At 43.3% G+C, this 25862-nt stretch carries 26 protein-coding genes; 15 read left to right on the forward strand and 11 right to left on the reverse strand.

Annotated features, from left to right (window positions below):
* Positions 1 to 8 precede the first annotated feature (8 nt).
* Both HWQ36_RS18590 and HWQ36_RS18595 read right to left on the reverse strand, forming a co-directional pair.
* Positions 9 to 3503: a VCBS domain-containing protein gene (locus HWQ36_RS18590; protein WP_292705158.1), complete on the reverse strand. Its 3495-nt coding sequence runs from the start codon at positions 3501 to 3503 to the stop codon at positions 9 to 11.
* A gap of 422 nt (positions 3504 to 3925) precedes the next feature.
* Entirely contained in the window at positions 3926 to 5971 is a 2046-nt protein-coding gene (locus HWQ36_RS18595; RefSeq protein WP_292705159.1) for a TIGR03032 family protein, read from the reverse strand.
* A 464-nt stretch (positions 5972 to 6435) separates the two neighbouring features.
* Here HWQ36_RS18595 and HWQ36_RS18600 point away from each other — a divergent pair, with 464 nt between their 5' ends.
* Complete coding sequence (locus HWQ36_RS18600) at positions 6436 to 6603, forward strand: hypothetical protein (protein WP_292705160.1); 168 nt, start codon at positions 6436 to 6438, stop codon at positions 6601 to 6603.
* A gap of 168 nt (positions 6604 to 6771) precedes the next feature.
* Positions 6772 to 7572 (forward strand): transglutaminase-like domain-containing protein, encoded by an 801-nt coding sequence (locus HWQ36_RS18605; protein WP_292705161.1) that lies wholly within the window; start codon positions 6772 to 6774, stop codon positions 7570 to 7572.
* A gap of 22 nt (positions 7573 to 7594) precedes the next feature.
* Here the strand turns inward: HWQ36_RS18605 and HWQ36_RS18610 are convergent, their stop codons facing one another.
* The 3 genes from HWQ36_RS18610 to HWQ36_RS18620 form a co-directional block, all read right to left on the reverse strand.
* On the reverse strand, positions 7595 to 8488 hold the full coding sequence (locus tag HWQ36_RS18610; protein ID WP_292705162.1) for an IS4 family transposase: 894 nt from the start codon (positions 8486 to 8488) through the stop codon (positions 7595 to 7597).
* Positions 8481 to 8963, reverse strand: a complete 483-nt coding sequence (locus HWQ36_RS18615; RefSeq protein ID WP_292705163.1) for a transposase domain-containing protein — start codon at positions 8961 to 8963, stop codon at positions 8481 to 8483. Before HWQ36_RS18615 ends, HWQ36_RS18610 begins: the two co-directional genes overlap by 8 nt.
* A 65-nt stretch (positions 8964 to 9028) precedes the next feature.
* Positions 9029 to 9196 (reverse strand): hypothetical protein, encoded by a 168-nt coding sequence (locus HWQ36_RS18620; RefSeq protein WP_292705164.1) that lies wholly within the window; start codon positions 9194 to 9196, stop codon positions 9029 to 9031.
* Positions 9197 to 9353: 157 nt separating this feature from the next.
* Here HWQ36_RS18620 and HWQ36_RS18625 point away from each other — a divergent pair, with 157 nt between their 5' ends.
* The 3 genes from HWQ36_RS18625 to HWQ36_RS18635 all read left to right on the forward strand — a co-directional run bounded on the left by HWQ36_RS18625 (position 9354) and on the right by HWQ36_RS18635 (position 12567).
* Positions 9354 to 9752, forward strand: coding sequence for a hypothetical protein (locus tag HWQ36_RS18625; protein ID WP_292705165.1), 399 nt, complete (start codon positions 9354 to 9356; stop codon positions 9750 to 9752).
* Between the two features lie 83 nt (positions 9753 to 9835).
* On the forward strand, positions 9836 to 10588 hold the full coding sequence (locus HWQ36_RS18630; protein WP_292705166.1) for a CPBP family intramembrane glutamic endopeptidase: 753 nt from the start codon (positions 9836 to 9838) through the stop codon (positions 10586 to 10588).
* Positions 10589 to 11103: 515 nt separating this feature from the next.
* A complete protein-coding gene (locus tag HWQ36_RS18635; RefSeq protein WP_292705167.1) occupies positions 11104 to 12567 on the forward strand; it encodes an FAD-binding protein in 1464 nt (487 codons plus the stop codon).
* A 272-nt stretch (positions 12568 to 12839) separates the two neighbouring features.
* Here the strand turns inward: HWQ36_RS18635 and HWQ36_RS18640 are convergent, their stop codons facing one another.
* Together HWQ36_RS18640 and HWQ36_RS18645 are read right to left on the reverse strand one after the other, a co-directional pair.
* Positions 12840 to 13805 (reverse strand): hypothetical protein, encoded by a 966-nt coding sequence (locus tag HWQ36_RS18640; RefSeq protein ID WP_292705168.1) that lies wholly within the window; start codon positions 13803 to 13805, stop codon positions 12840 to 12842.
* Entirely contained in the window at positions 13786 to 14367 is a 582-nt protein-coding gene (locus tag HWQ36_RS18645) for a hypothetical protein (RefSeq protein WP_292705169.1), read from the reverse strand. Before HWQ36_RS18645 ends, HWQ36_RS18640 begins: the two co-directional genes overlap by 20 nt.
* Before the next feature lie 220 nt (positions 14368 to 14587).
* Here HWQ36_RS18645 and HWQ36_RS18650 point away from each other — a divergent pair, with 220 nt between their 5' ends.
* From HWQ36_RS18650 to HWQ36_RS18685, 8 genes are all read left to right on the forward strand, one after another.
* Complete coding sequence (locus HWQ36_RS18650; protein WP_292705170.1) at positions 14588 to 14881, forward strand: DUF4419 domain-containing protein; 294 nt, start codon at positions 14588 to 14590, stop codon at positions 14879 to 14881.
* A complete protein-coding gene (locus HWQ36_RS18655; RefSeq protein ID WP_292705171.1) occupies positions 14881 to 15123 on the forward strand; it encodes a hypothetical protein in 243 nt (80 codons plus the stop codon). Before HWQ36_RS18650 ends, HWQ36_RS18655 begins: the two co-directional genes overlap by 1 nt.
* 260 nt (positions 15124 to 15383) lie before the next feature.
* Positions 15384 to 18230: a DEAD/DEAH box helicase gene (locus HWQ36_RS18660; protein ID WP_292705172.1), complete on the forward strand. Its 2847-nt coding sequence runs from the start codon at positions 15384 to 15386 to the stop codon at positions 18228 to 18230.
* Positions 18231 to 18345: 115 nt separating this feature from the next.
* Positions 18346 to 19422, forward strand: coding sequence for a WD40 repeat domain-containing protein (locus HWQ36_RS18665; protein ID WP_292705173.1), 1077 nt, complete (start codon positions 18346 to 18348; stop codon positions 19420 to 19422).
* Positions 19423 to 19732: 310 nt separating this feature from the next.
* Positions 19733 to 20236: a hypothetical protein gene (locus HWQ36_RS18670; protein ID WP_292705174.1), complete on the forward strand. Its 504-nt coding sequence runs from the start codon at positions 19733 to 19735 to the stop codon at positions 20234 to 20236.
* 71 nt (positions 20237 to 20307) lie between these two features.
* The gene (locus tag HWQ36_RS18675) at positions 20308 to 20442 is read left to right on the forward strand and encodes a hypothetical protein (protein WP_292705175.1); all 135 of its coding nucleotides are present in this window, start codon (positions 20308 to 20310) and stop codon (positions 20440 to 20442) included.
* 338 nt (positions 20443 to 20780) lie between these two features.
* Positions 20781 to 21113: a putative quinol monooxygenase gene (locus HWQ36_RS18680; protein ID WP_163939093.1), complete on the forward strand. Its 333-nt coding sequence runs from the start codon at positions 20781 to 20783 to the stop codon at positions 21111 to 21113.
* 373 nt (positions 21114 to 21486) lie between these two features.
* Entirely contained in the window at positions 21487 to 21948 is a 462-nt protein-coding gene (locus HWQ36_RS18685) for a DUF3598 family protein (RefSeq protein ID WP_292705176.1), read from the forward strand.
* Here the strand turns inward: HWQ36_RS18685 and HWQ36_RS18690 are convergent.
* From HWQ36_RS18690 to HWQ36_RS18700, 3 genes are all read right to left on the reverse strand, one after another.
* Positions 21941 to 22171: a hypothetical protein gene (locus HWQ36_RS18690; protein WP_292705177.1), complete on the reverse strand. Its 231-nt coding sequence runs from the start codon at positions 22169 to 22171 to the stop codon at positions 21941 to 21943. The two genes, HWQ36_RS18685 and HWQ36_RS18690, sit on opposite strands and share 8 nt — an antisense overlap.
* Before the next feature lie 126 nt (positions 22172 to 22297).
* On the reverse strand, positions 22298 to 22462 hold the full coding sequence (locus tag HWQ36_RS18695; protein ID WP_292705178.1) for a hypothetical protein: 165 nt from the start codon (positions 22460 to 22462) through the stop codon (positions 22298 to 22300).
* A gap of 119 nt (positions 22463 to 22581) precedes the next feature.
* Entirely contained in the window at positions 22582 to 23478 is an 897-nt protein-coding gene (locus HWQ36_RS18700) for an SDR family oxidoreductase (RefSeq protein ID WP_292705179.1), read from the reverse strand.
* Between the two features lie 270 nt (positions 23479 to 23748).
* Between HWQ36_RS18700 and HWQ36_RS18705 the strand changes: the two genes are divergently transcribed.
* Both HWQ36_RS18705 and HWQ36_RS18710 read left to right on the forward strand, forming a co-directional pair.
* Positions 23749 to 24351: a glutathione S-transferase N-terminal domain-containing protein gene (locus HWQ36_RS18705; RefSeq protein WP_292705180.1), complete on the forward strand. Its 603-nt coding sequence runs from the start codon at positions 23749 to 23751 to the stop codon at positions 24349 to 24351.
* A 192-nt stretch (positions 24352 to 24543) separates the two neighbouring features.
* Complete coding sequence (locus HWQ36_RS18710) at positions 24544 to 24741, forward strand: hypothetical protein (protein WP_292705181.1); 198 nt, start codon at positions 24544 to 24546, stop codon at positions 24739 to 24741.
* A 31-nt stretch (positions 24742 to 24772) separates the two neighbouring features.
* Here HWQ36_RS18710 and HWQ36_RS18715 read toward each other — a convergent pair whose 3' ends face one another.
* Complete coding sequence (locus HWQ36_RS18715; RefSeq protein WP_292705182.1) at positions 24773 to 25732, reverse strand: S1/P1 nuclease; 960 nt, start codon at positions 25730 to 25732, stop codon at positions 24773 to 24775.
* Positions 25733 to 25862 lie beyond the last annotated feature (130 nt).

Here is a 25862-nt window from a genome sequence, read left to right on the forward strand (position 1 = left end):
GAGTTGATTTAGACAATAGCCAAATTAGTCAAGCTACCGCTAAACCCGGTAATTTCCATCACCCCATCGCTGGTATCTTGGAAACCCGCAGTACCATCATTGAGAGCCAAGAAAGTACGGCTACCAAAGCTAAAGGTGGCAGCACCGTTGGTAACAAAGTTAGCGTTAGTCAACACCGCACTGATACCAGCTTGGGTTAAAGCACTCACCGCCCCTAGCTTTCTGAGGTTGGCGGCACTGACAGCATTGGGGCCATCAATGATATCCGTGCCAATTTGCAGGTCAGCAATGCGGTCAAATCCACTGAGTAGCGAATCCGTGAGGGCGAAGCGGAAGGTATCAGCATCATTGCCCCCTACCAACAGATCGGCACCTGCACCACCGACTAACAAATCGTCGCCATTGCCGCCAATCAGGGTATCATCGCCTTTGCCACCATAGAGACTGTCCTTGGCGTTACCGCCATCAAGCAAGTCAGGGCCGTCATTGCCCTGGAGGGTATCTTTGCCATTACCACCGAGTTGGCTAGAGCCAATGAGCAGGTTGACAGTACCTTGGGTAGTGCCGCCCTTACTATCAGTCACAGTGTATTTGAAGCTGCCTGTACCGCTGTTCGTGGGAGCAAAGATAATGAAATCATCAGCAGCGTTATTGGGAGTGAAATTGTTAAACAAGACTGCTGCGCCGCTGACGGCATTGCTAACCCCGGTAATTTTCAACACATCGCCAGTATCGACATCGCTATCGTTGGCAAGTAGGGTACTGACAGCAATGGTAGTGGGGATGAATTGGGTGGCAGTCAAAGAATCTGTGCCTGCAACAGGGGCATCATTCACGCCGTTGATGGTGACGGTGATATTTTGGCTGGCAGTACCGTCAACAGATTGCACGGTGAAGGTTTCGTTTTTTGTCACCCCTGCACCCAGAGATTGCACGGCACTGTTAGCAACGCTGTAATTCCAGGTTCCAGTATTGGTGATGGTGAGACTGCCTAAGTTACCTGTGCCTGTGACGGTGGTGTTAAATTTGTTTTCGCCAGTATCGACATCAGCAACGGTTAATGCACCTGTGGCGGTTAAATTAGGTGTGGTGGCATCTTCGGTGACTGCGGCTGTGGCTGTACCTGTGATGGTAGCCGCATCATTTACCCCGGTAATTGTCACGACGATATTTTGGCTGGCAGTACCGTCAAGAGATCGCACGGTGAAGGTTTCGTTTTTTGTCACCCCTGCACCCAGAGATTGCACGGCACTGTTAGCAACGCTGTAATTCCAGGTTCCAGTATTGGTGATGGTGAGACTGCCTAAGTTACCTGTGCCTGTGACGGTGGTGTTAAATTTGTTTTCGCCAGTATCGACATCAGCGACAGTTAATGCACCTGTGGCGGTTAAATTGGGTGTGCTGGCATCTTCGGTGACTGCGCCTGTGGCTGTGCCTGTGATGGTGGCGGTATCATTCACCCCGGTAATTGTAATGGTCGCAGTGGCGGTTGCAGTGCCGCCGAAGCCATCGCTGATGGTGTAGTTGAAGCTCTCAGTGGCTGTGGCTGCTTGGGTTAAAGTCTCGTAGCCGCCGTTGGGGTTGAAGCTAAAAGTGCCATCGGCATTGACCGTGAGTTTACCATTACCCAGGTTGATTTGGCTACCAACATTGGTGGCAGTGCCATTTACTTGGGTGACGGTGAGGGGATTGCCATCGGGGTCACTGTCGGGGGTGGTGGGGTTGGCAGCCAGGAGATTGCCGTTGAGGACGGTGTTTTCGTCGGTGCTGACGGCATCGTTGACGGCAACAGGGGGACGATTAGGAGTGTTGTAGAAGTACCTGAGCGTGCCGTCATTTACCCCAACAATGGCATCCAAATCGCCATCACCATCGATGTCGGCTAAGGTAGGGGCGCTGTAATCCCCCACATCAATGCCATTGAAGGGGTTGGCTGTGCCTGTTTGCTGGCTGTAGGTGGGGTTGGTGGCTGTGCCTGTGTTTTTGTAGTACAAGAGCGTGCCGTCACCTTCCCCAACAATGGCATCCAAATCGCCATCGCCATCGATGTCGGCAAAGGTGGGGGCGCTCAAATACCCCACATCAATGCCATTGAAGGGGTTGGCTGTGCCTGTTTGCTGGCTGTAGGTGGGGTTGGTGGCTGTGCCTGTGTTTTTGTAGTACAAGAGCGTGCCGTCACCTGCCCCAACAATGGCATCCAAATCGCCATCGCCATCGATGTCGGCAAAGGTGGGGGCGCTCAAATACCCCACATCAATGCCATTGAAGGGGTTGGCTGTGCCTGTTTGCTGGCTGTAGGTGGGGTTGGTGGCTGTGCCTGTGTTTTTGTAGTACAAGAGCGTGCCGTCACCTTCCCCAACAATGGCATCCAAATCGCCATCGCCATCGATGTCGGCAAAGGTGGGGCTGCTTTCATACCCCACATCAATGCCATTGAAGGGGTTGGCTGTGCCTGTTTGCTGGCTGTAGGTGGGGTTGGTGGCTGTGCCTGTGTTTTTGTAGTACAAGAGCGTGCCGTCACCTGCCCCAACAATGGCATCCAAATCGCCATCGCCATCGATGTCGGCAAAGGTGGGGCTGCTTTCATACCCCACATCAATGCCATTGAAGGGGTTGGCTGTGCCTGTTTGCTGGCTGTAGGTGGGGTTGGTGGCTGTGCCTGTGTTTTTGTAGTACAAGAGCGTGCCGTCACCTTCCCCAACAATGGCATCCAAATCGCCATCGCCATCGATGTCGGCAAAGGTGGGGGCGCTCAAATACCCCACATCAATGCCATTGAAGGGGTTGGCTGTGCCTGTTTGCTGGCTGTAGGTGGGGTTGGTGGCTGTGCCTGTGTTTTTGTAGTACAAGAGCGTGCCGTCACCTGCCCCAACAATGGCATCCAAATCGCCATCGCCATCGATGTCGGCAAAGGTGGGGGCGCTCAAATACCCCACATCAATGCCATTGAAGGGGTTGGCTGTGCCTGTTTGCTGGGTGTAGGTGGGGTTGGTGGCTGTGCCTGTGTTTTTGTAGTAAAAGAGCGTGCCGTCAAATTCCCCAACAATGGCATCCAAATCGCCATCGCCATCGATGTCGGCTAAGGTGGGGCTGCTAAAACGTCCCACATCAATGCCATTGAAGGGGTTGGCTGTGCCTGTTTGCTGGGTGTAGGTGGGGTTGGTGGCTGTGCCTGTGTTTTTGTAGTAAAAGAGCGTGCCGTCAAATTCCCCAACAATGGCATCCAAATCGCCATCGCCATCGATGTCGGCAAAGGTGGGGGCGCTCAAATACCCCACATCAATGCCATTGAAGGGGTTGGCTGTGCCTGTTTGCTGGGTGTAGGTGGGGTTGGTGGCTGTGCCTGTGTTTTTGTAGTAAAAGAGCGTGCCGTCAAATTCCCCAACAATGGCATCCAAATCGCCATCGCCATCGATGTCGGCTAAGGTGGGGGTGCTGTAACCCCCGACATCAATGCCATTGAAGGGGTTGGCTGTGCCTGTTTGCTCGTTAAATGTAGCCATTTTGGTTTTTTTTCATTTGCTAAACAACTGCTTGGAGTTTCCACTCCTGAAAAACTTTAGTTCCCTCGGCTTTATTGGGAGTTTTACCCCCCTTAATCCCCCCTTATAAAAGCTACGGTGTATACACAAGTCGAAAATTTTCACGCTGAACCGATTCCCACCTGGGAATTCATTCCCAGGCTAATAGCGAAAGTCCGTTGAAACGGACTGAAGATTTTAGGAATTTATCATCTAGTCCTCTTGAGAGGACTTGTGCTATTAGACTCGGAATTCATTCCGGGGCGGGATAGATACACTCCGCCAAGATTTGTGTGTACACCGTAGCCTTACCAAGGGGAGGGTTAGGGTGGGGTAAAGTAGATCGTCAGTTCCTATAGGTGTGGCGGCGATCTTGCCGCCGGATTAATCTTGCTCATGGCTTGTCATTTATCCCCCAGTAAGTTAGCGAGATTCTGGTGCGCTGCCACCAGGTCTGGCTTGAGTTGAATTGCCCGTTGATAAGCCGCGATCGCCTCCTGTGTCTTCCCCTGCATCTGCCAAATCGCCCCCAGGTTACAATGTGCCTGGGCAACATTGGGGTTGAGGTGGATAATGTGTTGGTAAGTGGCGATCGCTTCTTCTAACCGCCCTAACCCCTGCAAAGCATTACCCAACTGGTTGTAAGCGGCAATATAATCCGGTTGCAAGCCTATGGCTGCTTGGAAACATCCAATGGCTCCTGGTAGATCGCCCTGTTGTGCCAATTGCTTACCCTTCTCAAACTGCGATCGGGCAGCATCAACAATCAAACTCGCCTCCGACTGCTGTAACACCAGGACTTTGTGCGATCGCTTTTCCCCGTTTTGGTTATTTTGCGGTGATTGCCAACCCAGTTTCAATAACAAAGGTTCGAGAGCGTTGGCAGTTAACGCCGTCGGCTGGTAAACTACCCTAACTTGGGTACAGCCTTCCGCCACCAAAGCTTTGTCTAAATACTGCATCAGCTTGGTAGCAATCCCCTGCTGCCGATATAGCGGTGCAACAAACAGCGATATTAATTCCGCAGTCTTGTCAGGTAGCATTTGTGCGATCGCAAATGCCACCATGTCCCCCGCCATCGATGCCGAAATCCCCACCAATTCCCCCCGTTGCGGTTGGGTTTGCCAGCGCTGTTGCAAACTGGGGAAGGTGAAGGCATCATAATCAGCTAGGCTGCTAGCAGTGAGGTGATAGACGCGCTGGTATTTGAGTGCTGAGTGCTGAGTGCTGTTAGCGGTAGCGGGGCGTTTAGCCCGTGCTGAGTGCTGGGTGCTGAGTTCTGAGTGCTGGGTGTCTTCCCAAAGTTGCCTGGGTAAGCCGGCGACGGGTGCTTTCGCTCCTGCACTGGGGCGTTTTGCTGTGGGTTTGGTGGTGACGATGCCGCCCGAACCAGGAAAGGTGACTAGGCGTTCGATTTCCTCTGACTGGAAGCCCAAGCACTGGGGCTGACGCACACCCGGTAGCACTACCACATCAAATAGTTCTTCAACTACACCATCGAAGTGCAGCCAATGCGCTGTATTGCCAGTGTTGATGTCAATCACCATTACCCCACACTGGGAAGTATTGCCCAAAGCCGTCAGCCTCTCTTCTAGGGGTAGTCCGCTAAAGGTGGGCGATCGCAATTTTGACAAGCCCACAAAGGCGAAGTTTTGCCAAAATGCCAACCCCCGTACAAACCCAGGACAAAAGGTAATGGGTACAAATTTCCCATCATCAAGATATCCAAAGTCTCCCGTCCCCGCATTCAACAGCCACAGCTTGCCTTGATACCATCGGGGCGAGTGGGGCATAGATAACCCCGTGGCGATGATGTCGTTGGTTCGCACATCCATCACCACACCCCCGCCAACCCGGTGGTTACGCCAGCCTGCGGCGCTGTCGGTAGTGCTACAAGCAGTGACATACGCAGGTTTGCCGTCACGCAACCCCAAGCCGTTGAGGTGACAACGGTCTTCCGCTGCTAATTTGGAGATAAACGGCGGTTGCCACAGGGGTACAAAACTATAGTCGTTGCTGATGGTGGCTAAACAGCTAAAATCTGTATTGACAAATATGAGATTTTCTGCATAATCTAGCACGACATCGTGGACGTTTAAATCGCCAGTCGTGTATGCCTTGCGGGGAATGTAAAGGCAGTCACTTTGCTGATATGTTTCCCCTGGTGCGAGTAAATTCTCAAAGCGCCAAATTTGATAACGTGTGCTAAGATGTATACTGTTGTTTGATGCATACATGCCCATCGGTTTATCAAACAAGCGCTCGTGGGCAGCTATCCTACCTTGCTCATTGCAGCCAATAAAAAACAGGCGATTAGTTTGATAGGTAGTAAAAGCTAGGCTCACAGACTGAGTTTGCAACCAGGTTAATAAGTGTGGCGAACACTTAATTTCTAGTTTGGGTAAGCTTGATGAAGATATGTCCTGACTGGACGAGAGAAAACTTTCCATTTTCCATAAAGCAGTCTCGAATGAATCAGTAATTTTTGACGCACAAAACCATCTCCCCCACCCCACAAGTAGAAACCATCTGGACAGGGAGAGCGCACCCTATTAATCTGTATTTTTTATCTGTACTGTGAGCTAATATTACGACTAAATATGTGAATATTTGTGGAAGTTCGTGAAAAAGTCAACAAATCATCATAACAATAAGGAAAATGGGATAATGTTAATCAAAGAAGGCAGAAGGCAGGAGGCAGAAGGCAGAAGGAAAACCTCTCCCATAAAGGGAAGAGGTATGAAGCGGACGCATCTTTTCTCGTGCTACGCATCTCGCAAAGAATGTTTTTAATTTTTTGCCCACAAGGGGCAAGGTTTGTACCTTTTTCTTCCTTCTGCCTTCTGCCCTCTGCCCTCTGCCTTTCTTTTTATCAATAAGCATCTACCATCACCTGCGGTGAAGGAGGAATTGAGTGATTCAACCGCAAGCCATAGACCCCATTCCAGAAGAAACAGTGCGTGTGGCTCCCAAACGGCAAATAGAAGAACTAGTAGTCTGCCAAGGAAACTTTGCATGGTGGTTAGCAGAGGGGCAGAGGGGCAGAGGGGCAGAGGGGCAGAGGGGAAAGAACTTGGTATAAGCCTCTCCCCCTCTCCCCTGCTCCCCTGCTCCCTTGCTTACCTCGACGTAGCAATTTTGGGTTGGTACACTACTAGGTGTTTGGTTAGCATCTTCCCTAGCTGCTTACAATAACCGTTCTACTTCTTTAGCCGTACTAGCAGGGGTGTTTCTCTTTCCCATCTTACCTATGCTCTGGGAACTACGGGCAGAAAGCAAGGGCAGTCGGAGCAAAGAGCGCATTTTGACTTGGGGCGATCGCTTGACGCTCAGAACTCTTGTAATCAACTTTGTGGCGATCGCTGCTTTATTAGTATGGCAACCGCGTTTGAGTTTCATAGCTCTCTCAACGCGAGGCGACTGGATGCTGGGTGACTTGCAAGGGCAACCTGCACAGTTAATTCGACAGAATTTATTCAAGCTGGCAAATGGTTTGGAAGGAATGTATCTCAGCTTTAATAAAAATCCTTTTGAGCGTTACGATGACGGCAGTAGTAAAGTCCAACCACAACCCCAAACCGACCGAGATCCTTTTGAGAATTTAAAACAGCAAGATACTGCCAAACCACAGCCTGCTAATAATACCAATGGTTGGGCGTGGCAAGGTATGGGAATACATCCCGCAGTTGCTAATATGCCCAGCAGTGTAGAGACAAGCATCGCATCAGTTGCTCAGTATATTGTTAGTAAAGAATCAGATCCAGTACAGCGAATTAAAGCTCTTCACGATTACGTTGCAGATCGAATTGCATACGATGCTGAATCTTATTTTGCAGGGCAATATCCACCACAAGATGCCGAAACTGTATTTAAAACTCGTAAGTCTGTATGTGCCGGCTATGCAAAATTATTAGAAGCATTGGGTAAAGCAGCTGGAGAAGAAATCATTTATGTCGTAGGAGATGCACGAACTCAAACCAGCGACCTTAGCGGTCAAGGTCATGCGTGGAATGCAGCAAGAGTAAAAGGACAATGGTACGAATGGCACTAAGAAAAGCCGAAACGCTTGTGGATTAAGCAGTTTGCAACTGCTTTCGTAATTCGTGCCGGGGTTTGGTCATTAAGGGATAAGCTTTTGGGCGGCGTTTACGAACTCGTGGTTCGTTTCTAGCAGGACGATCAGGAACAGCTTTGTGAGCAATAACTTTGAGTAAAGTGCGATAAATTTTAAGACGTTTTGTTGAAGTTGCGGCTAATAATTCGGGAATAAAGTTATCTAAATGATGGCGAGTACCTTGCAACGACAAGCGCAAGGGAGGAGTGCCATAAGTAGTTCCTGCTGACCACATCAAACTACGAAGTAGATTGTAAGCCAGCAAATAAGCATAAATTTCTTTACGTACCATTGAAGGAGTTTTACATCGTAAAATATCCATCCCTAAAGTAGTTTTGAGATGTCTTAAATCTAGTTCAACATCCCAGCGTTGACCATAAAGGCCAACAATATCTAAAGTAGAATAGGTTGTTGTATCTAAGAGAGTAGTAATTAAGCTAACTCGTTCAGTGCGAAAGCCAGGAACAACAATATAATAATATATCTCTCGTACAGTTATGGTTGAAGGTAAAGCATTAAATTCATCTTTACTCAATCCCTGTGGGCATCTCTTAGGTTTATACCAAGTTACTAACTTATCACTTGACCCAATTATTTTACCTTTTCGCATTGTGGTTTTTCGGGCTTGGTGTTTCCTAAAAACTGCATCACAATTTAGATTTTTAATAGAAATCAAATCGGCATAAGCGCAAAATGCTCTATCTCCCAAAAGGATATCCAATGGATTAAGAAACTTATATAAATTTCTAGCTAATTTAATATCATGCGTGTTCAGAATATCTATGCATAGTGCAATAGCGGCTCCAGTAGCTAAACTGAATACCACACCGATTTTCGCTTTTTGGTTATCCACATCCAGATGCTTGAGTAGAGGATTGAGGGTATATTTTTTGGTTTTCTAGAGTGTCTGGCATCGATACCGTAGACCCATCTATTACTTTCACATTTCTTCCACACCATAAATATTCTGTTGTCACTTTTTGTTCTAAGTTTTGACCACTCTGTTGAAAAAGCTTTTGTAATAATGTTTCTGGTAATCTTGACCGCGCTTGACAATAACCGCTTGTATCTGTTGAAGGGATTTCTACTTCAAGTCCAGCCAGATAAGCAATGACTTTACTTACTGCATTATGACAACTTTTATCAGTATCCAAAACTTGAGATAAAAACGCCCAAAGCGTTACTATTGGGTCAAATAATCGCCGATAATATCTAATGTTTAGCTCCGAGAGTGCTTGTTCAATTACACTTGTCGGTAACAATTCTTTAAAAGGTAATCCCAAAGATGAATTAAATTTATCCTTGAGGATTTGTACTCGTAGTGTCACAGTAGTATTTATGATGTTTGCTTGCTCGGATCAAGGAAAGTATTTCATGAACGAGTAAGCTTTTCCTACCTAAAATTTTTTTGGACAACCCGTACATTTTTGCACTGTCTGGAGTCAACCATAGCGTAGTTTACCGCCGCAGGCATCCCAACAAGGCGGGCGGTTACGCCGGGAGCAAACTTCATTAGCGATCGCAACACTTCATCAAGAACAATCGCCTGCCCCGTCGCCACACTGTTTAATAGCTTTGAAATCTGTAGCGCTTATCCTGTATAGCTTAGAGCTTTTCTTAGTGCCATTCGACAATGGTACTTAATTGATGCTACTTGGGATAGCGGTTATGTTGATCGCTCGTCAGGTTTTACAAAAAACTACCGTACTGAATACTTAATGCCCCCACCAGAAGTTATGGTGATCAGCCATTTTCCAAAAGATCCTGCTTGGCAGCTGTTATCAAATCCATTACTGCTTGGTGAGTTTTTGCGCCAGCCGATGATGAAACCAAAGTTTTTTGCTGATGGCTTGCAACTTGTCAGCCCTGTGCGATCGCAGACGAATGTTGGTGATGAAGCAAAATTAGTATTGGCAAATCCTAAGAATGTTTGGTTATTAGCCAGCTATAACTCAAAAGGTGGAGACAATTCCCAATCCTGTGGCCACGCGGTACAAGGCGATCAAGTTACGTGTAAACTTCCTGCCTCCGGTTCCTATGAAATGCGGTTATTTACCTCTACTGAAAGTCAGGGTGAATTTAATTATGTAGGGCAATTAGAGTTTAACAAGTCGTGAGAAATAATTTTAAACATTAAAAACTAAGCTAAAAAATACATGAGTAATACTTAGTTTCATCCTTAACCCCATAAAAGATAATCGTGAAAACTGAATTACCTCCATTAAGTAATTGTGTTATATTCTTTGTATTTTTCTTAAGCATAGTGTATTTGTATAACAGCATATATCAAGGAAAATTAATTAAAAAACAACAAAAAGTAGAAAGACCTAAATCTAGTTTTGGGTTTTTGATATTATGGAATCAAATTTTGCTAATTTCCTTTTTTTGCATAACTTATATTGTCGGATGGGATGCACCATCAGTTGGTTTAAAATTCAAAATATTCCCAATACTTTCCTTAATAATTGGCTTGGGTTGCTATTGTATATTTGTGTCATTCTTAAGTAAAATTTTAAATCTTTTTAGAGTTAGTCAAATTGTGGAAAATGATGCTTATCTTGTTTCTGTAAGGCTTATGCCACGCCAAAAACTTCAAAAAATATTATTTATGATTGCTGTATGTATATTAAATCCAATAACAGAAGAGTTGATATTTCGGGGAGTACTAGTACATCAATTAAGCTTATATACAAATAATTATTACTTAGCAATTCTTCTGGGTTTGTTTGTAAGTGTTGGAAACCATATTTATCAAGGAAGACTACATATTATTACGCATCTTATTTTTTATATTTTCACTGTAACATTGCTTTATTCAGATGTAGGGCTTGTTGGATCTATAGGTTTTCACTTGGCAGGGGATATTTACCCGTTCATGTGGCTTAAATATCAGGTTAATAACTATAAAAAACGAAGAAGGGAGGAACGCAGGGCTAAATATGTTTCCAATTAGAATATCAGACATAGCGAGTAAGGAAATTTGGGGATGAGAAAGTAGGGATCGCTCTTAAAGCAAAACGTAGCCAATTGATTTTCTCTCTGACTGCCGAAAGTGCTGCTGATATGGGCTATTAAAGTCATGAGTGGCGTGTTGGTGGGAAATCTGGTGCGGAGATTAGATTAGGGAAGTGCGATCGGTTGGAGCAAACATCTGCTATTTTCTAGAGTCTTATAAATAACTGAAAAGAACTGAATCCATGTACTGATTTTCACTACGAGGAGCGATGGTTTCCCCGTTGCTTTCCTTTCCTTTCCTTCTTGTATTTTATGAGGGCGATTTTGACTCAGTAATAGTCTTAACAGTATTTAACCGTATTTCTGATGAAATGATTGTATATTTTTTATTTAATGGCTGTACCATAAAATCAAATTTTTCACTGAATAGAAATTTAACTTTAGTTAAGTAAATGCTAAAACTAACAGTATATTTATTTCATTAGATAACGATTATAGTACCAAGTAAAAATTATGGGACAAAACACTTCACGTCGCTCAGTTTTACAAGGTTTGATTACCAGTGCAATTGTGATCGGGTTTGATTTTACTACTCGTTCCTGGGTAACATCTGCCAGTGCCACATCTGTTTTTGAAAGTTTACCTTCCTTAGATGGAGTACTTTACACTGATAATGCGACACTTACTGATGCCAGTATTGATTTTGGTAACATCGTCCATCGTCAACCGATAGCAGTACTTAAACCAGGCTCAATTGAGGATATTGTTCAAATTATTCAATTCGCTCGGACGAGAAAGCTCAAAGTTGCCCCGCGCGGTCAGGGTCACTCTACCTACGGTCAGTCACAAGTAGAAGCAGGCATTGTCATTGATTTAAGCACGCTCAACAAGATTCATTTCATTGGTACAGACCGAGCAATTGTTGATGCTGGAGTGTTATGGAGTCAGTTATTGCAACAAACGCTTGCTACAGGATTAACACCGCCCGTTCTCACTGATTATATTGAACTTTCTGTAGGCGGCACTTTATCAGTGGGGGGTATTGGTGGTGCAACTCACCGTTATGGTGTGCAAGTTGACAATGTTTTAGAACTGAAGGTAGTTACTGGTACTGGTGATCTCGAAACTTGTTCACCCTTCTACAATCGCAATCTATTTACAGCAGTACTAGCAGGGCTAGGTCAATGTGGAATTATTGTACAAGCAACTCTTAAGCTAATTCCCGCCACTACCAATGCCCGTGTGTTTCAGTTATATTATGACGATTTAGCTACCTTTACTCATGACCAACGCCAAATCATTTTTGATGAGCGCTTCAACTATGTAGAAGGTCAGTTAGTTTCTAATAATGCTGGTGGATGGCGTTATCTGCTAGAAGTGGCTAGCTTTTACAGTCCTCCTTCTGTACCTAATAATAACCGATTGCTTCGGGGATTAAACTATACTCGCGGTACAGAACAAATAGAGGATAAAACAAAATTTGATTTTCTCAACCGTTTAGCTCCGACAGTTGCCTTTCTCAAATCGATTGGTGTTTGGTCAAATCCTCATCCTTGGTTAAACCTGTTTGTGCCAGGTAGCGCAGTTAACAGTTTTGTTGGTGAGGTCGCTGCTAATTTAACGCTAGCTGACACAGGCCAGGGCCCAATTCTGCTATATCCAGTTAAAACTAAACGCTTCGGGCTACCTAATTTCCGGGTTCCGAACCAGAAGGTTGTGTTTCTGTTTGCCATATTGCGAACAGCAGTGCCACCGGATGATTCTGCAATTACAAAAATGCTCAATGATAATCGTAGACTTTTTGAGCAAAATCGTGATTTGGGTGGTTATCAATATCCTGTAAACGCCCTATCCTTCTCCCCTCATGATTGGCAGCAGCATTTCCGTCCAGTTTGGGGAAATCTGGTAAGTGCAAAGCGACGTTACGATCCAGATAATTTACTAACACCAAGTCAGGGCATTTTCGCAAACTGTTAGAAATGTAAGAATAATTTCACTACTGGAATTGACCAGACACAGACCAGATGCTACTTCTAATGTTGATTAACCAAAAACTCGAAGTCTATATCGGCGTAATAGGAAACCTACTCCAATTGAGCCTATACTAAACAGGAGGCGATCGCTAGCTTACACACTTAAGAGAAGGTTCATGGGATTGGGGGCGATCGCACGTTCTCGGTGGGCGCGGTGTTAGTGGAGCGCTCAATCGTCATCTCCACCCACCGATATATTCATACAGCTGCTGTTGCCTAATTTTTAACAAGAATAACAGCGTGAGGGTCACTCAAATTATCTTTAGTATCACCACTCTTTATAAATGTGGGTAAAACATGGGTAAGTTGACCAGTTTTTTTGTTATTCAAATCGATAATTCCTAATCCCGGACAACTACCTATAGCCGCATGAGCTATAGTTTGAGGGAGAGTGCCGCGTAAAGCAACATAAATCCTCTTACCTTTTAAATCTGGATCAGCTAAATCCGGAGTCGGATCATCGTCAGTCATGGTGTTTAAAGTAGACTTACAGACACCAGAATTTGCCAAACTGTAACTTCCTTCGTATTCAAGTTTCTGACCAACTTTTTTCTGACCAACTTTAAAGACTTCTACATTGTTGCGTATACGATCAAATTGATGTAGATATTTGTCCTTCACAATTACCATGCCATGTGCATCACGATTGTTACCAGCCAAAGTTTTACCATTATCAGAGTCAGCCCAAACAGCTATCGGAGTAGGTTGATTAGGCAAATTAAATTGAGGTGCTGACGGGTAATCTTGAGTTAGCTGATATACGCTAAATTCACTGATATTGGGTGCAGGTGTACCCGTACTGAGAAACATACTACCATTAGCAGAATGACCCCCACAGCCAGCCGCTCGAAATGTATTGACATCATACTCGGCAACAATTTCCATTGGCGTAATATTGGTGTCAACTACAAACATACCCCCACCTCCTAATGTCGCATAGGCATGTTGGCTATTATCGGTAAGAATGGGGCAGATAACTGTATTATTAGGGCGGATGCTCACAGCCTGTTTAGCTATTCCATTAGGTGTGATGGTTGATTGACCATCTGAGACCAAACCTGTTTTAGTACAAGAGATGTCATCATAGGGATCTACATCTACAGCAATTGGTTGAGCTAATATCCTACCTGTTCCACCAACTAAATCTAAACTTGCATCAGCATTATATTGAAAGCCGATCACTATTATATTGAAAGCCGATCACTTTTCTTTTATCGTTTTCGGCTATGTCTACACGTTCAAGCATTTTCCCGCTTTGGTTAGCCAACAGGATTTTTGATCCGTCATCAGTAACCAAACTCATGTGGTTTTGCCTACCTGTACTTGTTTGGGTAGTGCGGAATAGACATATAGCTTTTTTTGTCTGGCTATTAACTATACCCAAATGACCAGAAGCAACAAAATTAAGAGTTACATATTTGTCATCCGGTGTGGGCATAATTCCGTGAATTCGGTTGACGTTATCTCCTGTGGTTTGTTGAGCCATAAGAAATAAATCAGTAGCTACATCCAAAACTAAAGGATTGTTAATGGGTGGATTTTCTTCTAAATCTTTGCTGTTATAAATTCTGACTTTGCCACCATAAAAACCTTTAGGATTTGTGGCTGTAATCCCTTGAGTATTGCCTTGGTCACTCATCCAAATCTCATAATTTGAATTACTAGCATAACTAATAGTCCCGACAACAACTAGGCTCAACGTTAAAATGAAGCCTAGTAAATAGCGGATAAAAAACTTATTCATTTGACATTTTGCCCATTTTATTTGCTTGAGTGCAATCGCTTTATCACGGGAGCAGGCTTGAAAAAGTAGAAATTTTCAAAGCGTACTACACTACCATGTAATCATAGCTTTCAGTACTTGCCACAAGTTCAACAAAATCGACGCTTTGCAGCAAGGAATATATAGCACCGGCAGATCAGCGAGGCGGCGCTGCTAAAGTGGAAAAAGCGATCGCTGCTCCTTGCCTAACGGGTCATCATCCTCCGAACAAACATTCAGCCACGAAACTCGCGGTATTAGTGCTGATAGCTTGCCTTTAGGAATCTCTCAAGCTCCATTTCGTCTTCAAATGGCAGGTGAGAAAGAATATTCTTTAGAACTACTCGCTGGTTTCATTGGCGTTCGTCAAGATTCTCAATCGCAAACTTTACAACCTGAAATTGGTTGGGCAGTGCGCGAATGTAACAATGATTTTGCAATAAAATTTACGAAATTTCTCAACCAAAATCTTTTACCTGTTATGCAACTCATCTGATGGATCTTGAAGATGGTCGTTGTATTGCTTACTTCTTTAATACTTACAAGCGCGAATGTTGCATACTTTTGGTCCAGCCGATTTTAGAGAGCAATCAGCTTTCAGATCCTGTAATTATTGCTAATAGCATTCCAGAACTTTTTAAGCGCATATTTCAAGCTCAGGGGCAGTACTACTTTGACGATGCTAACTTTGACGTTACCCAATTTAAATATGAATTACTGCTTTGGCCGGAAGACTAGAGGCTTACAAAGGATTCAAACCTGGACAATTCCAGTTTCAGGCAAGTGAAGTTATAGTCAGAAGTATATATCGTCATTTGAGAAAAGATGAAGTCAATGGAAATATAACAGAAGATTGGTTCGTTGTAATTCCGCAAATTCGCGTATGCCGATAATAAATTGGATAGGCAACGCAAGCAACGAAAATGCCAGAGTAAATTCATTAGGTTTATACTGGCAGTCAGTAACAAATAATTTACTGCTAGCAGAAACATAAATTTGTGACTGATAACAAACCAACCGATTACGCCGCAATTATCCGTGCCGCCAACCAAACTGTTCCAGAACCTCCTGAATGGCTAAGTGCAGGTCGATATGTTTACTCACCAGAGTATGGAGTTGGGGAGGTAATGGCATTATTGGGCAGACGGTTGATTGTCAAGTTTGTAGAAGAAGTTAAGCCAACCCAATTTGTCGATTGGGAGCAGACTCTAGCTTTGGGATCAATTAAAGCAAGTAACGCCAACTTAGTATCTTCGGCAACATTCCTTGAAGATAACAACGCCGCAGCCACAACAACTGCGGAGCAGATTCAACAAATCCCCCAGGTAGGATTTCAGTCTGTAGCGCAAGAACTGATTGCAAGCATTAGAGCGATAGATATCAAAAATGCTAACCAAGGTATGATTCACCCTCTACCGGGCGATTTACCACCTGCTTTACGTTTAGCGTTACAGAATAACGGTATCACTCAGATTTATTCTCACCAATTAGAAGCTTTAACAAAGTTACGTACTGGGTTTGACTTGAGTATTACTACGCCTACAGCAAGCGGAAAGACGCTGTGCTACAACTTGGCTATTCTGGAATCATGCATTAAGCAACCGCAAACAACAGCATTGTACATTTTTCCACTTAAAGCATTAGCTCTAGATCAAATGCGAAAATTACAGTCGCTTGTCAAGGCAATGCCCAACACTCGCCTCAAACTCGCACTGATGACGGGAGATACACCAGCTAATGAACGGCAGCGCTTTTTTATTCCCAACCCTCCAAACATCTTGGCAGTCAGCCCTGACTTATTGCATTACTATCTCTACAATGTACGCCGTCGAGATGAAGGAGTTGGATGGCGACAGTTTTTAAGACAGTTGCGCTACTGTGTAATTGATGAAAGCCATACATATACTGGGGCTTTCGGCGCACACTTTGCTAATCTCATGCGGCGGCTAAGGTTAGCAGTTGATGCGGTTGGTGGTAATTCCCAAAGACTGCAATTTATTTGTTCTAGTGCCACGATCGGAAATCCTCAAGATATGGCATTGCGATTTAGCGGCAGAACCCATCAACCCCAAAGATTACACCTGATTGAGGATAGTGGCGCTCCCTATAAAGGACGTACCTTATTATCTCTTGCTCCAAACAATGCAGCTAATGTTGAAGCTACTAAAATAGTGATTTCCTGGTTGCAGCATAACTTGAGTGGGATTGTCTTTTGTAACTCTCGTGCAGCTGTCAAAGGTTTACTTGGGTTAATTCAAAGAGAAACACAACGCATTGGATTAGGTTATCTAACCAGCAAGGTAGCAGTTTTCTACAGTTCCTTAACGGGCGATCGCCGTAGCGAGATTATTCAAAAACTCCAAGGTGGACAAATCAAGGTAATTATTTCAACTTCTTCCCTAGAAGCAGGAATCGATTTACCGGAACTAGACTGCTGTTTAATTCGGGGGTTTCCAGGTAGCTTGATGTCATTTTGGCAACGAGTTGGTCGAGCCGGACGCAAACAGCACGGGCTAGTGATTTATCTGCCATTAGGACAAAACCCGATTGATGTATACTACGCTCGACATAACCAAAAGTTACTATCAGGAGAAGTTGAATCTGCCGCATTTAACCCTGACTATCCAACCATTTTAGGTAAACATTTAGAATGTGGTTGCATTGAAAGTAGTTTAACTTTGGGAGAACTGAATACTCGTTTTGGAAAAACAGCCGGTGCAGTTGCAGATTCTCTTTTACAACAAAACAAAATTTTCTTAAGTGGTAACGGAAAACTCTGGGGAAGAGGTTATCCTCATAAAGAAATTAATATCAGAAGCAGCACTCAAAGGTCAATTTCTCTAATTAATAAACATACGGGCGAAATTTTAGAAAGTATGTCGCTACCGTTAGCCCATCGAGAAGTATTTCCCGAAGCAATATATATGGTGCAAGATGAAAGTGGGCAATTAATAGCATACCGTAGCGAAAGCCTAAATTCCGACAAAGGAGAAGCAATCCTAACATTTTTAGGAAAAGATACAGATTTATTTACTGAAGCGGAGTCAGAATTAGATATTCAACCACTTTCTACCTTGGCGGAATCGAAAATTATCCCTACTAATATCAAAGATGCTCGTTTACGTTTAACTCTTGTTTGGGGAGAAATTACGAATTCTGTTATTGGTTATAGATTGATGAAGCGTACCTACGGAATGACTTGTAAAAACCAACGTTGCGCTAATTATAAAAAACCACTTGAAGGAAAAAGCTGTTCATTGTGTAAGCAGGCGCTGAGTGCAGCAGAAGTGACAAAACTTCAAAAAGAAATCGCATTTTCAGAGCCATACGTCACAAAATACCAAGCGCCTTGCGTACTAGTAGAGTTAAATGAGCCGTTACAGAAAGCCCTGCAAATAACTGTCAATAAATACAAACAAGAAATTATGACCGCTAATGGAGGTGAGGTTCCAGAACTTTATCAATCATTATGGAGTAGCACTGCTGAAGTGACGGCACTGCATAGTATCCAGCACCAGATAGTTAAAGCTGTACCTTTGGTAGTTTTATCCTCCAGTTTGGATGTAGATGAATTGGCCATACAAAAAGAAAGCAGAAACATTGGTTACTTTTTTGACACCTGTGAAGGTGGAAATGGGGCAGCAGAAGCTATTTTCTCCGACTTCACAAAATTTGCTGCAGCATCTTACGCTTTAGCAGCTGAATGTGATTGTGAAGCTGGTTGTCCAAGATGCCTACATTCAACGGCTTGTCCACAGCATAATGAACCATTGCATAAAGATGTCGGTTTGTTTTTATTGGATGCAATTAGTCAAGCGAAGCTCAATTCCCAAAATCCATCTTGAACTGAGCATTTGAATTAATGGTCTATCAAATTAGGTGCGATGGTGTACCTGCTAGCCTTTGGTATCGCCCTCCATCAAATGGGAACCATGTTATGTAATTGCGTTCCTGGGCACCATGAAATTATTGAATTTTCTCAAATCCAAACCAGTCATTATAGTTTTAGCAATTGCAGTAAACATCACTGGTATTGATGTACATTCTTCTAGTTCAAATCTTCCCATAGGCAAGAGTACAATTACTCAGTCTCAACTACAGATTCAACTTGTTCACACACTGACTGGGCATAAAAAAGTGACTTTTGGTGTTCGAGCCGTTGCGATTAGCTCAGATGGGGAAACCCTAATTACTGGAGGTAGAGATGATACAATTAAATTCTGGAATTTACGTACTGGGAAATTACTGCATAGTTTAGACGCTCACTCAGATGGTATTACTTCAATAGCTATTAGTCCAGATGGCAAGCGAATTGTAACTGGTGGGATAAGCACCCCAACAATGAAGGTTTGGGATTTACGCACTTTCCTTATGCTAAAGGGCGACAGTGGGCATACCCAACCAGTAGAAACCGTTGCGATTAGTTCAGATGGTAGATTGATTGCTAGTGGCAGTGACGATGGCACAATCAAGCTTTGGTATTTACACACGCTTAAGCTGCTTGATACCATTCCTGCACACTCAGGATTTGTGAGTAAAATTGCATTTAGCCCTGATATGCAAACCCTTGTGAGTACTGGGGGTGGCGATGATAATACAATTAGGCTGATTGATTTACAAACTAAAAAAACACGCCATATTCTCAAAGGGCACAAAACCGGAATTGATGCTATTGCCATTACTCCAGATAGTAAAAAGCTTGTTACTGGTAGTTTTGGTCAGCTAGTTTCTCGAAATCGTGCAATTAGTACTCTGAAATTATGGAATCTTCAAACTGGAAAACTACTGCATGAGTTTAGTGATAATTTTAATTCAGTTGAATCTCTTGTGATCAGCCCGAATGGAAAAATTCTGATTTGCGGCAATTATGATGGCACTATTAAACTGTGGAGTTTAGAGCAAGGGAAATTGTTGCATACATGGAAGGATGGTTCCAGTTCTGTTTTAGGGCTTGCTCTTAGTCCAGATGGTAAAACCCTCGCTAGTAGTAATGAGGACAGCACCATACATATTTGGAAAATAAACTCAAAAACTTAACTGTAATTTGTTAGCCGAACACTACCAATTACAAAATCACGCGGCAGAAATGGCAGCGTTACACGAGTTAAAAAGATGGCAATCGCCTAAAGCAGGCAGTTAGGCTATCTTGCTTGGCTTAACTAAAGTATTATTCTCCCGAACTTAACTCAGATTGGTTCAAAATTGCTTCTAGTAATCCAGTCGGTAAGCTGCTAGTTACCATGTATTTCCACTGAATGCTTAATTGAGAAAAACTTTTGCAAGGATTCAGGTTTTATAATTAAAAATAAAGGGCTTAGAGCATTAAACATAAATGAGGTTAAAGGCTGTGAAAAAAATAGTTGTTGCTGCAATATTTAGCTTAATCGCTGGCTCAACATCTTTACTTTTTCCCCAAGCCGCTAAAGCTGATAGGGTTGTTTACTGTCATCCTGTTACTGAGAATAGAGTACTCAATGAATCGGCGGCTGACCACCCCTATGCTTATGCAAATGGTTTTCGAGAAGGAGAACAAAGCGCTCGGAATAGAGTTGCTTATAAACCTCGGACTGCCGGAGGTGAATTCGCTCGTGGTTTTCACGATGGTTATTTAAATCTACCTTATGCTGGACAAGACAATGTTGTACCTAAAACAATTGTGCAACATACTACTACTGTTTGTAATGAAGATGGTTATTACACCGTAGCGCCTTCTCCAGCTTACATCTACAACCCTTATCCCATCTATGTGTCGCCCTATCCTACTTATGGCATCAACTTCGGATTTGGAAGAGGGTTCCACTTTGGATTTGGCGGAGGGTTCCACGGATGGGGCCACCATCGAAGATGGTAGGGGTGGGGAATTTTGTCAAAGAAAGTTTCTAGGCTAGAGAGTGATCGCAATCGGGGATTTTCATAGTAGCAGTGTATTGCTTTGAAGCAAGCGATGCCTACGGCGGTAAACTACGTCCCAAAGGCAATTTTTCCTCTAAGAATTATTTAGGGAGAGGCGATCGCTCTAGTAAAATCAAAAACCACCCACATCATGTAAGTGGATAACAAAAGAGAGAGTAAGCCATAGTCCCTACCATTAGTGTAAGGATTTTATTTTGTTGACTGGGGTGCGATTGCTGCTTGTAACCTCTGCTGCAATCGAGAATATCTGCCTTGAGCTTTGTCGTAAAGCCTGCGGCATAGCTACGCTTAGAGCGCAACCTAAGAAGAGAAGGGTCGAAATGCGCTAAACTACGCTTTATTACTAACTATCTTTCGCTACATGGTGGTCACTCCAGTAGGTCTAACCTATTAACCTATTTTGAATTCCCCGAAGAGGTTGACTATCAACTGTTGGCTATGGACGACAGGACTAATAACTAATAACTAATTACCATTGACTAATGACTAACCAAACCATTCATGTTGTAGCTCGTTTTGTGGCAATACCAGATAAAGTAGAAGAACTCAAAGCTTTATTATTGGGACTGATTGAATCAACGAAACTTGAAGCAGGTGTGATTAAATATGAACTTTTACAAAATCAATCAGATCCAACAGATTTTACTTTTGTAGAAGAATGGGAATCTGCGGCAGCACTGGATACTCATTTAACATCACCCTATCTGCAAGCCGCAATAGCCAAGCTAGAAGGATTAATAGCTGCGCCACTAGAAGATATCCGCCGTTATTCTATTTTGGCTGCGATACCTACTATCCAAGGAGTGGAATCTTGAAATGGTTGCACACAGTGCGTTGGTTCTTTAATTCTTCTCGCCAGGGCTTGAGGGCGATGCCCCGGCGGGTGGGTACGCTATAGCAAGGAGTGGATTTTCGGTATAGCAGGAGTGTACTGCTTTGTCACAAGCAATCGCTTTCTTGTTGCTTTCATTTCTCGAAAAGAATTTTATCAGGGCGATGGCGTAACCGCCCAGCGTAGCTGATATACTCGATACTTGCTGCTTAGGAAGTATTAGGGTTAACTTTAATAGTATTTATGTACTATAAAAAAATTATAGAGAATAGCGACACCGAACAGCCCGTTGTAGACATCGCTTTCTAATGTATAAAGAAAAAAATAGGTAAATAAACTTTGTTTGTATGAGCAATATGTCCAAACAATTGAGTGATTTTCAGGTTTTCCCCAAACATGTTGGCACTTGGTCAGGTTACTGGATCAGAATGGATGCTAATGCTCAAGAAACAGAACGCTTTGAAGCAGAAATTACACAAAAGATAGTTGACAATCAATGGTTACAAACCAATACTTACCATTATGCCGACGGTAGAATTGTCACTAACAGTTTTGTTGGTAAGGTAATTAGTAATGATGAAATAGAAATAGAAGCAGTAAATGTTCCCACATGGTCAAATTTCACCACTATTGCGCGTGAACATGGAGATAGCATTATCATTTTTAATGTCTGGAATAAAGCGACAGGTCAATTACTGGCAACGGAAATGATTAATCTTGTGAATAACGATAATAAATGTCGCACTAGCCAAAGTTTTACAGAAGATGGGAAATTGAAAGGCTTAATGTTGATAGTTGAGAAGCGAATTTCTAGTTGAAAAGTTGATGACCATTGCTTCTCCTGGCGATACGCGATCGCAAAGCAACTACTAAAGTGCGATCACACTCCCAATTTTGACTCGCTTGAATTCTGCACAGATGCCAGAGTGATCCGCCAGACGCACTGTTCGGTTGTTTGAATGGGAAAAGCGATCGCATTCCCAATTTTGACTCTAAGAATTTTAGAGGAGCGATCGCTCTTAATTCAAAGAGGAACCCCAAGCGATACCAAACAGCCTGTTGCAGACATCGCTCACACTTGGGTCAGAATTGAAAACCTTATTACTTCAAGGGGCGACAAGCAAGTCAAAGTGCTTGCTGTATAAGCTTCATAGCCCTTGAACCTTATCACTCTGCATCTTTAAGCTCTAACTGATAAATCCGCATTGATGGGTATTCGTCCATCATCCGCCAGTAATATCCAGTAGGCGGCGACTGCACCCTAGTACCACAGCGATACAAAAAGATTGGCTCGTCCCACTTCATCACTTTTTTAACTAGACTTATTGACATTTGTGGGGAAGAGGGGAATAGGGAAGGGGTAAAAGTATGGAATTTTCCCTTCCCTTTAACATGCAAACATGCACTCCAATATTTTGGCAAAAGTTACAAATGCCAAGATGTCTTTTGAACTAGGCAATCCCGATGCCGCCTGTTACACCATAAACTTCTCCGGTGATGTAGCTACCTTCTTGGGAAGCAAGCAACACATACACAGGAGCAATTTCTACAGGTTGTCCGGGTCTTCCGAGCGGAACTTCAGAACCAAATTTCTCAATCTTCTCTTGGGTCTGACCACCATTCGGCTGTAGCGGTGTCCAAAATGGGCCGGGTGCAACTGCATTAACGCGCACTCCCTTGTGGATCATCTGTTTGGCGAGAGATTTGCTAAAATTCTCAATGCCGGCTTTGGTCATCGCATAGTCAAGCAGACTCGCTGAAGGTTGATATGCCTGAATCGAAGTGGTGTTAATAATTGATGCTCCGGGTTGAAGATGTGGAACGGCAGCTTTGGTAATCCAAAATAGCGCGTAGAGGTTTGTCTTCATCACTTTATCGAAATGCTCAGTCGTGATGTCGCTAATTGATGGGTAAGATGTCTGTGCGCCAGCATTGTTCACGAGAATATCTAAACCGTTCAAAGATTGCACTGCATCTGTCACTAACTCTTGGCAAAAATGCTCGTCGGTGATGTCACCCGGAAGCGCAACCGCTTTGCCCCCTGATTGTTTAATCAATTGGATGACCTCTTGAGCATCAGCTTCTTCGCTCTTAAGATAGCCGATAGCGACATCAGCACCTTCTCGCGCAAATGCGATCGCAACAGCACGCCCGATACCAGAATCGGCTCCAGTGACCAATGCCTTCCGACCTGCAAGCTTTCCACATCCAATATAGCTCTGCTCACCGTGATCCGGTTGGGGTTGCATCTTTTGAGCAAGTCCTGGTACGGGCTGCGGTTGTTGAGGGAAGGGCGGAGTGGGATATTGCTGCCGGGGGTCTTGCATCTTTAATCGATCGGATTTCATCACTTAGCTGTTTTGATAGTTTTTGCTATTCTTGACTCAAGTATCAAGCATTGAGGAGAACGATTCCTCACCCTTTGAGCAGAATAATGTTCCAGAGTATTCACCACTAAAGGCGCGGGTTAATTGATCCGCTTGTATTTGTCATCAGGCAATATCACTTGAAAAGCCACGCTTAACTATTGCTGTTATCTCTCTATTGGCTAATACCCTAAATGCTCAATCAAAGCTACACTACCATCGGAAAATGTCAAAATTTTGGGATAGCAGCAGATGATTGATCTCTACACCTTCACCACGCCCAATGGACGCAAAGCTTCCGTCATGCTGGAAGAAGTCGAATTGCCCTACAATGTCCACAAAATTGACATTACTCAACAACAGCAATTTACACCTGAATACATCGCCATCAATCCCAATAGTAAAATTCCGGCTATTGTTGACCAAGAAACTGGAATTAAAGTTTTTGAATCGGGTGCAATTCTAATTTACCTAGCTGAAAAAACAGGTAAACTCTTACCCACTGAACAAAAAAGCCGTTTTCAAGTACTACAGTGGCTGATGTTCCAAATGGGAGGAGTCGGGCCAATGTTTGGGCAACTGAACCACTTTAAACGCTTTGCACCCGAAAAACTTCCTTATGCTATCGAGCGTTATGAAAAGGAAACTTTACGCATTTATGGTGTCTTAGATAAACAACTGCAAGAGAATGAATTTATCTGTGGAAACTATTCTATTGCGGATGTTGCAACTTATCCGTGGGTAGCGATTTATGAATTTCAGGGTTTAACACTCGACAATTACCCAAATCTTAAACGCTGGGTAGAGATGGTGCAGCAACGTCCGGCTGTGCAACGCGGAATGCAAGTTCCTTAAATATTAGGCGCAGTTGTGAATCTGGCTTCTACCGTGCAATATAAAACTGTTCTAGACGAAAGCTGGAGCAGTTTTTAATAGAGTAAATTATATGGGGGAAAATCAATGTTGTCCCCAGTTTCTACATAGTAAATACTGTTATATAATACTATTCACCTCAATTTTCGTACTTTACGCAAAAAAGGAATAATCTTGAAGTTGGCATTACAAAGGTTAGAAGTCAGCACAAGCCAGTGTATTCCAGACGGCATCCGCGATTTTGAGCTTCTTCCTTGGCGGGCCCCAGGACATGATTGCTGGGTAAGGAAATCTGGGGATGGAGGAAGAAGCGATCAGTCTCAAAGTGGGGTAATCGCTTTAGTAAAATCAAAAACCACCCATATTATCTAAGTGGAGAACAAAAGAGATTGTATATCTTTTATCACTTACTGAACAGTTTATTAAGCAGATCAGCTAGACGGTAGCCTGCCAAGCTCATCCGGCGTTCTGCTATTGGTTTGGCAGTAGCAGCATAATTTGGCGGTAACGGCTTTCCATCATTTTTATCACTACTACCAGAAAGCTTGCCATCAAGATATGCTTTTTGTTTAGCGATATTAAAACTCTCCAATTTTGCCCAATTATTAAATTGAGTTTCTCTTAATTCTGGCAATTTACTGCGTTGATAGTCGGCTCTTATCTTGGTTGCGGTGTTGCGAACAGTTTGAAAGTTTTCTGAGCCTAGTATGAGGTCATCCCAGAATTTATGCAAACTAATTGTTTGACTATTTGGGTTAACTCTAATATAAAAACGTGTACCACCTCTATCACCTTCTGGTTCTTTATACTGGTTAGTTATTAATTTGGTAGTATGCAATGGCTGATGCACATCTCCTACTAGATGGAATAGCCAGCATATTGCAACTGCTTTTTCGCTGTTGGTAGCATTACTTTGGATAATATCAAGATTTTTTTGAAAAGCAAATATAATATTTTCTTCACCTGTAATTTCACGAGGAATAGAGTTTGAAGAACTACCAGGTTGATAAGGAAAATTGATATAGTGCCAAGTTGGGTGATTAAATGCTTGGTTATTTCGAGCTTCATCTGGCCATTTTGCCGCCCACATAAATAAATACAAATTTTTATTCTCAGCAGAAATATTAGATTGTTTGAGGGAATTCCACTGCTGCTCAAATTTAGAGTATTCAGGGTGTTCCTTCAAAATGGCAACCATTTTCTCAATTACTTCTTGATGATTCTGCGAGAGTTCCCTGTAAGCGATCGCTCCTGAAACCATGTGTCCAGCCTTATTCCAAGCAAAAGCTGGGTACTGCCAAACCAAGATTGTTGATAATACTGTCAATAAAGAAACCTTAGCGAAAGAATGTAACTTCAGCATAAAATTCTTTGTTAGAAAATACAGCTAAAGTATAGATTGCATTCAGGTAGGTTAGGGTTAAATTTGCATGAGAAAAATAAATCACCCTACATAATACTCACATATTTCAATAAATAGAACTGTGCATCAA

It is taken from the genome of Nostoc sp. NMS2 (assembly GCF_017115105.1).
In the GTDB taxonomy this organism is placed as follows: Bacteria; Cyanobacteriota; Cyanobacteriia; order Cyanobacteriales; family Nostocaceae; genus Nostoc.